Below are 7321 nucleotides of genomic sequence, written 5' to 3'. Positions count from 1 at the left end.
GGTGTGTTCAATGAGCCGTAAGGGAAATTGTTGGGACAACGCACCGACTGAACGTTTCTTCAGCAGCCTGAAGCGGGAATGGTTAACAGGAAATCTCTATCCGACAAGAGAGGATGCGATAGCAGATGTAAGAGCCTATATTGCTTATTACAACTCACGCAGAATACATTCAACACTGGGGGACATAGCTCCTATCGAATTTGAGAAATGTGCTTAAAGAAGTGTCCGGTTGGAGTTGACCACAACATTATTCGGAATACTGTATCATCAATATGGCTTTTGGGTATCTTGCAAATCTTCATTCCTTTCGGGAAGAAACGTCTCAGTAGACCATTCGTATTTTCGTTCAATCCTAGCTCCCAAGAGTGATAAGGCTTTGCATAATATATTTTGTATCCCAGTTTCCGTGCAATCGATTGATGACCTGCAAACTCCCCTCCGTTATCGAAGATTATCGTTTTACATATTACCTGATACGGCTTCAGCATCTGCTTGATTGCCCAACTTGCTGTCCTCTTACTCTTGTTGGGCACCCTAGGGGTGAGCATCAACTTAGAGGCTCGCTCAACTAAAGTCACAAGATAGCTATCTTGGCCGTAAACAGTATTGCCACTCTCAGTGGCCGGGCTCGGTGTTTCCATCAACAATCGTTGACCGCTCTTCATTATCAATACGCGCTGGAATTTCATTTAAGAAAAGTGAAGATAAAGATCAGTACCTGAAAGACCTTAAAGATTTTTTTCAAATCCCGACATTTCAGGAATAGTGATAATTGTCGTTCTGATAGCTATGTGGACAATACCTTTAATTGGTTTCATCTATAGTGTTTTCTATACAAATAAACATATCAGGTTGATTGACGAAAATAGTGAAGTTATAAGTTCGGTAGTTGGTGCCCTTGAAAACCCAGCAGCAATTGACCGTGCTTATGTTTATATGGTGGGGAAAACCCCATTTAAATATGGTCGTGGAGTTTCGCCTATCAGATGTATCAATTCAGATATCCACAAAAAGTACCTGAATAAATCTGTGAAGGTATGGTGCGTACAGGAAGAATCTGACCGCTATATTTATGAGGGTGAAGAGTTTCCGATTAACTGTATATTATTAATCTGGCGACTATATAGTTCTGTATAATGTCCGAATGGATATTATTGATGCAAGAAAATTACCCGCTTCCGCCAAGGAAGAGAAACGTCGAACGGCTGTAAAGCTTTGGAAGAAATCAGATTCTATAGCAGAAATTGCGCGGACGCTGGATGTCTCCAGCCAAGCAGTACAAAACTGGATCAATGCCATTAAAGCAGGTGGTTTCAAAGCATTAGCCGCTAAAAGACTTGGCCGACCCGAAGGGGTAAACCGCAGGTTAACGCCAGAGCAAGAAAAAAAGCTTCAAAAGCAAATCACGGATAAACAACCAGATCAACTCAAGCTTGACTACGTGCTGTGGACACGTAAAGCAGTCATGGAGCAGATTGAACACGAATGCGGTATTAAAATGCCGATTCGTACTGTCGGTGATTATCTGAAGCGCTGGGGTTTTACGCCGCAAAAGCCCGCCAAACGGGCCTATGAGCAAAACCCAAAAGCCGTTAAAAAGTGGCTGGAAGAAGACTATCCAAACATTAAGCGGCGTGCGAAACGGGAAGATGCAGAGATTTACTGGGGCGACGAAACAGGAATTCGCAGCGATTGCCAACATGAGCGAGGCTATACGCCAAAAGGGAAAACCCCTATTGTGAGACTGAATGCCAAACGTGCTTCACTCAATATGATCTCTGCGGTTACAAATCAGGGAACTGTGCGGCTTCAAATTTATGAAGGGAGCATGGATGCTGACAGATTGATCGATTTTCTCAAACGATTGATCAAAACAGCAGTCCGTAAAGTTTATCTCATTCTGGACAATCTTAGGGTCCATCATGCACGAGTCGTTAAAGCCTGGTTGGCAGATCATGAGGATGAAATAGAAGTATTTTATTTGCCATCATATTCGCCTGAATAGAACCCGTATGAATATTTGAATTGCGATCTCATAGCGGGTGTTCACAGTGGGATGCCAGCACGAACGAGAGAGAAGCTGAAAAGCAAGGTATTCTCTCACATGAGAATGTTACAAAAGAAACCCGCGCGTGTAGCTTCCTACTTTAAACACCGCTCAATTAAATATGCAGCACAATGAACCACTTATCCGCTGGGTTAATAAAAATATCATTCAACTCACATGAATCAAAATCTAATCTTTAAGACAATTCAGGGCACCCAAAGATTTGGGAGAGGTATCATTTACGCGACAAGCCCCAGTTCTGCTGGCTCTTCGTCTCTGAGTTAGAAGTAAAGGACGTGAAATACCGGGAATTTGTATTAAGGCTTAGCAAAAATCTTTTTTGGATAGAAAATCAACAATCGTGGCGTCAAGTGTTTAGAGTGGGGCTAGATTAGTAGGGGGGTAGCTTGGAGAAAACAACGGCAGTCGCCTAAGCCGTGCACCCAACGTTTATTGAGCTGGTTACAAGCTTGTTGTACAGCCCCACGCTGATTCCCCCAAGCCTCTAAAGCGGCTTTCAAAACTCCGGTTGAGATATAGTCAGTGCTGGGCTGAGATACCAAGTCCTCTAGGATAGGAGGTGTATTTTCACAAATACAACCTCGTTTTCTGGAATCTAAATGCCGGCCACTCCAGTCCGCCAGCTCCAAATGGTGATCCAGGTGAAAGGGTAGCCCTTTCGGCATATTCAAACGCTCACCGCCGACAAATGGAAGTAGATCTTTAATCTTTTCGGAAAAGCACAGGCGAAATTCCAATATAAATAAAACTGTCAGTTGTTGGATAAAATTTTTCTGGTCGGAAATATAAAAAAATATAGGCACTAAAATGATCTTGTTGGATTTTATTCAGTTTGTTTCAATGTCAAAGCCGCGTAAAATCGATAGATAATTTTGGTATTTTAGCCGTAATTGAGCGAGCCGATTAAAAAGGCCTTAGAGGTTTGAAAAGTTTGAAGGCTTCGAGAGAACCGAGAGTTCTCTAAATAACCCATCCCCTCAAAGGAGAACGGTAGCGTGACGTAAGAGTAAGTAAAAGGCGCTGACCCAAGGTGCTACCAACACCCGGGGCCAGCTAACCAAATTGATAATCGTTCTATCAAAATGGCTATATGGATAATACGCTAGAAACCCGCTCGTCTTCAATAAAGTGGAGTACATTCAGCAGCTTGGTGCCTGTTCCTAAGCGCTGGAAGCCTAGCGCCCGCCTTTTCCTCTTCTCTGCCTACCGCCCTCGCGCACCGCCCCACAATTCCTCCAAGCGTTAAAACCCAAATTTCCCCACCCCGGAAGTGCCCAAAATTTGACGATAGAAGGAAATAAGTATGCTGCTTTTAAAGCGACGGACGGGTGAAAAGTTAAGGATTGGAGCAAATGTCTCAGTCACAGTGCTGGAGGTTAAAGGTAATCAAGTGAAGATAGGCATAAGCGCACCCAAATCACTGCCTATTCACCGTGAAGAAATCTATGTGCGGATCAAAAAGGAACGGAAAGTGATGGCTTGAATATGCTGAAAGGGTGGGGCAATTCTGGTCACCCAGCGATTAAGAAACGGGATTCCGAGCATAATTTTTTGTGCCTTAGTCTGGCAGGTGATATCCACGCTCTGACTCGAAAGTCTCTTTGGTGCCAAAAGGTGCTTCTGATAGATTGCTGTGTGAGAGGTCAAGAAAGCCCTTCGTAATCTCGAAATACTCGTGCTCAGCACTAGTTCAGTTGAGTTTACTAGCGGCTTAAAACGGTCTTTAGAGTTGAGGTTTAGACTGAGACACTGTTTTGCCAAGATGCATAGCCTTTCGATGAAGAAGGAATATACTCACTAAGGCCCCTGGCTCTTGTGTACTGAGTGAGCGACTACTCCAGTCTACCAATCTGAGATAGTGGTGTTTCTGAAAAGGTTGGTCCTTGGACATGGTTTGGCATTCATCAACGAGCATTGGCAGCAAGTTCGAGGGCTGATTGGGGCTCGTTTCAGCATCTACCTGGATACCCATGACAAGATGGTGAATTTATACAGCTTGAAACTTCCGTATTTATAAAGAGGTTGGGTTAGAAGTAGTCGCCCTTTAGCAATCAGTTGCTATAAGGTGGCTAGGCGAGTGCCTGAAAGAAGATATAGCAAGGTAATACAGTTGAAGGCATACTGTCGCCATTCTTTATCGCTTTGATTATTGTGTTTCCATGTATCGACAACTTACCCTTGCCTTCTGTATGATACTCCTTCCTTTAAGTGTAAGAGGAGATGGGTTGTCCATACCTCTCTCTTACTATGGTGGTGATTGTAACAAGTTTATAGAAGCGCTTGAACAGATTGTAACACTGGATAGAGACCTCCTAGAAAACTCATTTTCCCGTTATCATAAAAATTCAAATTACCCAAGCGAAATCGTAGTTGTTAATTTGTGGTGCCATAAAGAGAGGGTTTATAAGTATGACTACGGTTTTCGCTACGATTCAGTAGATGAGACAATATTGCGCTTTGACAAGCTCCGGTCACGATTAAGAAATGGTCTCAGTCCTCTTGGATATAGGGAGACCAAAGAAAGTAAACTTATCGCTGACTCACTTAATTACCGTCAATTAATGAGTATTGAAGCAGGGGCAATGGAAGAGAGTAATTTCATAGATCTATGGGACTATAATAGTATTTGGCGTACCGATTATTCGGAGTTTAAACTGCAAATAATTGGTGATGGTGACCCTTGGTTTATTTCTTTATCGCTTCGTCCAAGGAAAAGAGAACCAGGATATGAATAGATAATAATCTTGGACACCCAAAGATACACCACATCGAGACACGATGTTTTTAAAACTCAATCACTTCGCGAAGTTAACGATTTCTCAAAGTCGGAGAGGGTGTTCAAAATTCTGTGTTAGCCAAATAGCCTCATAGGCTGATGTGTTTTTTCAAGCGCTCAGGGAAGTGGATCGTCAGCTGCGATAGCATTAAATTCCAATTTTGAATCGGATGCGTCCAGCGCCCCGAGGCTTTGAGTATACTGGCGTACAATAGCTTAAGTAAGCCAGTTCTCACTGGCGAATCCACCCTTCGCCTTGGTCGGCTTATGGAGCTGGCGGTGAACGGCCCCAACGGCATTCGTAGTTTAGATCACGGTGCATTCGTAATTCGGATATGAAGGTGCTCAAAACTCTGTGTCAGCTTATAAGCCTATTTGGCTAATACAGAGCTTTGAGCACCCTCAGTTTTTCTATGTAGGAGTAGAATTCCGGAGTTGCCCGTTCTCTTCAGCCGTTCCCTAAGAATAGTGCAGTTGTTAGATTTAATTCTCCAGAGCTGTCAGGGTTAGGGCATTCATGGGTTCTTTGTCTTTTCCAGAATACTCTACTATTTGAATCAAATAGCTATTGTCATCTCTTTTTTCAAAATATGAAATTCTTGGTGGTTTACCCCACGCTCGTGATGGTATTAAAATCTTATCGCTAACAATATAATTCCCATCATAATCATATTCTACTATAAGTATATGACTATTCCCTGTAGGAAAATATACAAGATAAATTCGTTCTTCAGTGCATACTATCTGATTTAGATTAACTTTATCATCAAAAATTATTATCTTTTCTTTCCCGGAAGGAATGGATAAACTTACTTGTCGATTTTCTCCCAAAATACGAGATCCGCTCAAGACCTGTCTTGCGATACAGCTTGCTGAGTGAAGATTAAATGAATTTTTATTAATCTTGTATTGTTCGAGAAAAATTCTTTCAGATCCCTCTTCCTGTGATGTAAGTAATCTGTAGGGCTTTTCCTCTGGAATAAGTGTGATGTTCTTATTAATAAATCCCTCTAAGAATGGCTCCTGTTTTATGTTGAGGTTCCATCTTAATATGTAATCCCAAAAAGTATTGGAAAAAATATATCTTATATAATTATCAAGTCCATTTGCTGATCTCTCAAGAATATACTCTTCTCCGGATAAAAACATCACTCGTCGATGAGTTTCATGTGCCAAAACCCCATTTTCATTTAATAGGCGTAGGTCGTAAGTAGCCACCCCTTCATTCACACGCTTATTAATTTTAAGTAATAAATGCGTATCATTTTCATTGGACACTTTAAGGCCACTATTTAGGATGGCATTATTTATATTGGTAATGACCAAGTGTGGTTCATCAATGTGGCATGTCATGGCGCCTTCGTTACAAAGAAACCGTCCTGAATCAAATACATTTTCCTTAAATAACACCTTATCAAAATCGGTTGATACTCTTATTGTAGAGCCTTGATTTATATTGATGTTTCCTTGTTTATGTACTACTACTTTTTTTCCAAAAAAAATCTCACGCCCTATGTCAGCAATCCGAACATTGAACCCTAGTAGAATTGAAAGCATGAGTATAGAAATAATATTGACGCTATTTTTTTGGCTAAAAGGCCCGATTTTTTTATAGATAAAAAAACAGATTAACAGATTGATAATGCTCGGAATTGCCAATGCTAAGAGCATTAAAATGAAAATTAGTAAGAACAACAGTAACAACAATAAACTCTTCATACTCTTCTAAACACCTGTCATAAAATTAACGATACAGTTCCATATTTCGCAATTGATCAACCATTGATCAATTAAGTAGAATAAAACAGTCGACACTAATGAGTTGCATAAGCGCTCTAAATGCAGATGATGGAGATACTAAACAATATTGTATTAATAACAAGCGCTGAAATTGAAAATCTTAGCAGAATGTTAAGTTGTACAGATTTCCTAAATTATATGAGACTATGTTTAGAAATAAGCATAAGCTCTATTGGTAGATAATTAAAGAAAGGTTTCCACTCTTTAAACAATACTTTAGCAGAGTATAATTTGATCAAAAAAATCTGGATTATCGGTGATAAAACTTCTGAATAATAAATGATTAAAAAGCTGGATTATAGGCAATAATTTTTATCCTTTTGTGTGGTAAGTGATATATGCATTCTGAAATGTATATCTTTTCCAAGCTAAAAGTTTCTAGATTGTTACAGAAGAATGCGTGAGGAGTTCAGGGTAGGTACATTGGTAATACCGTAGTCCAAGTACCTAGCCTTTGGTTTACAGTATACAGATCTGCCGTACCAATTCCGGTGAGATTGCCAGTTGTTTAAAGCAACTTTTAAACTTGGCACTCGCCATCAAGTTACGACAGTAGATTTTGGGGCTGACTGCCAGTAGTTACTGTGTGAATCGTTACTGGATCTAGGTGAAATCAGACTTCTCTGGAGTTTTAGCAATATTGGCCAGAATAGGACTAAGGTCTAAGCAGACCCTAC

At 40.7% G+C, this 7321-nt stretch carries 7 protein-coding genes and 2 pseudogenes; 5 read left to right on the top strand and 4 right to left on the bottom strand.

Annotation, left to right across the window (positions count from 1 at the left end; genetic code table 11):
* The coding region (locus LC073_RS17580; protein WP_226648622.1) for an integrase core domain-containing protein at nt 1-217 on the top strand (217 nt) is incomplete at its 5' end.
* Here LC073_RS17580 and LC073_RS17575 read toward each other — a convergent pair.
* Nucleotides 192-641: an IS30 family transposase gene (locus LC073_RS17575; RefSeq protein ID WP_413231459.1), complete on the bottom strand. Its 450-nt coding sequence runs from the start codon at nt 639-641 to the stop codon at nt 192-194. The genes LC073_RS17580 and LC073_RS17575 overlap by 26 nt on opposite strands.
* 124 nt (nt 642-765) lie before the next feature.
* On the opposite strand from LC073_RS17575, the gene LC073_RS17570 reads away from it, so the two are divergent.
* Both LC073_RS17570 and LC073_RS17565 read left to right on the top strand, forming a co-directional pair.
* Entirely contained in the window at nt 766-1137 is a 372-nt protein-coding gene (locus tag LC073_RS17570; protein WP_226648621.1) for a hypothetical protein, read from the top strand.
* Nucleotides 1138-1144: 7 nt separating this feature from the next.
* A pseudogene (locus LC073_RS17565) lies at nt 1145-2182 on the top strand (IS630 family transposase).
* A 251-nt stretch (nt 2183-2433) separates the two neighbouring features.
* Here the strand turns inward: LC073_RS17565 and LC073_RS17560 are convergent.
* Nucleotides 2434-2871: a hypothetical protein gene (locus tag LC073_RS17560; RefSeq protein ID WP_226648619.1), complete on the bottom strand. Its 438-nt coding sequence runs from the start codon at nt 2869-2871 to the stop codon at nt 2434-2436.
* 500 nt (nt 2872-3371) lie between these two features.
* Between LC073_RS17560 and csrA the strand changes: the two genes are divergently transcribed.
* Nucleotides 3372-3551, top strand: coding sequence for a carbon storage regulator CsrA (csrA, locus tag LC073_RS17555; protein WP_226648618.1), 180 nt, complete (start codon nt 3372-3374; stop codon nt 3549-3551).
* A 742-nt stretch (nt 3552-4293) separates the two neighbouring features.
* Nucleotides 4294-4803 (top strand): hypothetical protein, encoded by a 510-nt coding sequence (locus LC073_RS17550; protein WP_226648617.1) that lies wholly within the window; start codon nt 4294-4296, stop codon nt 4801-4803.
* 130 nt (nt 4804-4933) lie between these two features.
* Here the strand turns inward: LC073_RS17550 and LC073_RS17545 are convergent.
* Nucleotides 4934-5180: pseudogene (locus tag LC073_RS17545) on the bottom strand (IS256 family transposase); the annotation flags it as partial.
* A gap of 147 nt (nt 5181-5327) precedes the next feature.
* Nucleotides 5328-6563 carry a hypothetical protein gene (locus LC073_RS17540; RefSeq protein WP_226648616.1) on the bottom strand — a complete coding sequence of 412 codons (1236 nt, stop codon included), beginning with the start codon at nt 6561-6563 and terminating at the stop codon, nt 5328-5330.
* Nucleotides 6564-7321: the final 758 nt, after the last annotated feature.

It is taken from the genome of Microbulbifer variabilis, from assembly GCF_020524905.1.
Taxonomy (GTDB): Bacteria; Pseudomonadota; Gammaproteobacteria; order Pseudomonadales; family Cellvibrionaceae; genus Microbulbifer; species Microbulbifer variabilis_A.
The sequence above is the reverse complement of the archived record's forward strand: the minus strand, read 5'-3'. Positions and strand labels throughout refer to the sequence as shown.

Coding starts and splice junctions, on each gene's coding strand:
- LC073_RS17540 (WP_226648616.1), bottom strand. CDS start 6,563: ATGAAGAGTTTATTGTTGTTACTGTTGTTCTTACTAATTTTCATTTTA.
- csrA (WP_226648618.1), top strand. CDS start 3,372: ATGCTGCTTTTAAAGCGACGGACGGGTGAAAAGTTAAGGATTGGAGCA.
- LC073_RS17575 (WP_413231459.1), bottom strand. CDS start 641: ATGGAAACACCGAGCCCGGCCACTGAGAGTGGCAATACTGTTTACGGC.